This is a genomic window from Mesorhizobium sp. M5C.F.Ca.IN.020.29.1.1 (assembly GCF_003997375.1).
GTDB lineage: Bacteria > Pseudomonadota > Alphaproteobacteria > Rhizobiales > Rhizobiaceae > Mesorhizobium > Mesorhizobium wenxiniae.
Window position 1 is genome coordinate 1 of record NZ_RZSW01000709.1, and the last position, 2,567, is coordinate 2,567.

The following is a 2,567-nucleotide window of genomic DNA, read 5'->3' on the forward strand; positions in this document are numbered from 1 at the left end:
GCCACTGCATCCGGCTCAGAACTCCCGGCCGGCGCCTCGGCGGCTGCGTCCGCAATCGCGGCTTCGGCTGCCTTGGCCTGCTCGGCTTGTTCTTCCGCCGCCTGCTTGGCCGCGGCGGCTTCGCGCGCGGCATTGTCCTGTGCCTCGAGCCGCGCCCTCACCTCGACCGCCGGCTTCGGCTCTGCCCGGTAGCCGAGGCCTTTCAAAATCTCTTCCATGTCGTCGGCCGTGGCGCCGAGGATCGACATCATCGGCGGCGTCACCATGAAGGACTGACCATCATAGGCGCCGTCGGGGCGCTGGCCCAGGCCCGGCTTCCAATTGGTTGCGGGCCGGATCAGGTCGGCCAGCCGTTCAAGGATGTCGACGCGCACCGCGCGACGGCCGAGATTGCGGTAGCCGGCCAGCTTGTAGAAGGTCTTGTCGAACGTGGGATCGATGACCACCGAGGTGCGGCCGGAGGCCAGCGCGTGAACCACGTCGCCAAAGCCGGGCTTGTCCTTGCCGTCGCTCCTCAGCGCCCACAACAGCGTCACCAGTCCAGCCGGGGCGGGCTTGATCAGCGCGGGCACGAAGACGTGGTAGGCGCCGAAGCGCACGCCGAGTCGGCGAAGGGCGGCGCGGCCTTCCTGGTCGAGCGACTTCATCTCCTCGGCGATGTCACGGCGGTTGATGAGGCCGAAATGCTCGACGAGCTGGAAGGCGATGCCACGGCCGATGCCGGTGATCTGCTCGGCGTTCTTGAGGTCGACCAGCGGCTTCAGCAGGGACTCGATCTGGAAATTTACGAAGCGCTCGGCGCGGGCCGCGACCTTATCGCGGGCGGGTCCGGTGAGCTGCTCGTCGGCCAGCAGCACAAGGCGCGGCTTCAGCGGCTCGTCGCCTGCTACCAGCGTGCCGATCGGCGCGCCGATCCAGCGCAACGTGCCGTCGGAGCCGAGCGCGATGTCGCCGTTGGCCGAGGCGCCGAAGCGTTCGGCCCGCGCCTCGAATTCGGCTGCAAGCGCCTTCTGGGCTGCTGCACGCACCGCCTTGGCGTCCTCGCCGCCGGCGCTTTGGTCGGCGGTGAAGCGGAACCCCTGCAACTCGCCGACATGATGGCCTTCGACGAGGACGGTTCCGGTTGGGCTGATTTCGGCTTCAGGCATGGTATTTTCTCTAAGGCGCCGCATGAGGACGGAAGTCCTGCGGTCTACGAAGCGTTTCGTCAACCGCTCATGCAGCGCATCCGACAATCTGTCTTCGATTTCGCGTGTCTTTTCCTGCCAGTGTGCCTGATCGGCCAGCCAGCCGGGCCGGTTGGAAACGAACGTCCAGGTGCGGATCTGGGCGATCCGGTGCGACAGCGTGTCGATGTCGCCCTCGGTGGTGTCGGCACGGCGCACCTGCTCGGCCATGTAGTTCTCGTCGACATGGCCATGCCTGGCAAGGTCCATGTAGATCGAGGCGATCAGGTCGGCATGCTGGGCTGGCGCGATCTTCCTGTAGTCGGGAAGGGCGCAGGCCTCCCACAACAGCGCCACGCGCCTGGCGTCGGTGGCAAGCGCCCGAATGTCCTCGTCGCGGGACAGGTGCTCGAGCGCCTGCGCATCCACCGCCGGCAGCGCGCGCGTCAGGCCTTCAACCGGGGCGTTGGTCTCGATCGAGCGCTTCAGCGCGTCGAGGTTGGCGAAATCGAAACGCGCGGTGCGCCATTGCAGCACCTTCACCGGGTCGAAATCATGCGCTTCGATCTTCTTGACCAGTTCCTCATCCAGTGGATCGACCTGGCCGGTGACGCCGAAGGTTCCGTCGCGCATGTGCCGGCCGGCGCGGCCGGCGATCTGGCCGAGTTCGGCCGCCGTCAGATTGCGGTACTGGTAGCCGTCGAATTTGCGGTTCTGTGCGAAGGCGACATGATCGAGATCGAGGTTGAGGCCCATGCCGATCGCATCGGTGGCGATCAGATAATCGACATCACCCGATTGGAACAGCGCCACCTGCGCGTTGCGTGTGCGGGGCGATAGCGCACCGAGCACGACGGCCGCACCGCCCTGCTGGCGGCGGATCAGTTCGGCGATCGCATAAACCTCGTCGGCGGAAAAGGCGACGATCGCCGTACGTCGCGGCAAGCGGGTGAGCTTCTTCGAGCCGGCATAGGCGAGATGCGACAGCCGTGGCCGCGTCACCACGGACACGCCCTTCAGCAGACGCTGGAGGATGCCGTGCATGGTGGCCGCACCCAGCAGCAGTGTCTCCTGGCGGCCGCGCAGATGCAGGATGCGGTCGGTGAAGATGTGGCCGCGCTCGAGATCGCCGGCCAGCTGAACCTCGTCGATGGCAACGAACGCGGCGTCGGTCTCGCGCGGCATGGCTTCCACCGTACAGACCGAATATCTGGCGCCGTCGGGCTGGATCTTCTCCTCGCCGGTGATGAGCGCCACCTTGTGAGCGCCGACCTTCTCGCAGACGCGTGTATAAACCTCGCGGGCGAGGAGCCTGAGCGGCAGGCCGATAATGCCGCTTTCATGCGCCACCATGCGCTCGATGGCGAGATGGGTCTTACCGGTGTTGGTCGGCCCGAGCAC

At 66.5% G+C, this 2,567-nt stretch carries 1 protein-coding gene; it reads right to left on the bottom strand.

Going from position 1 to position 2,567, the window contains the following annotated elements:
• Positions 1 to 2,567 (bottom strand): helicase-related protein (locus EOA85_RS32445; RefSeq protein WP_245486214.1); only part of this gene is annotated, 2,567 nt, incomplete at both ends.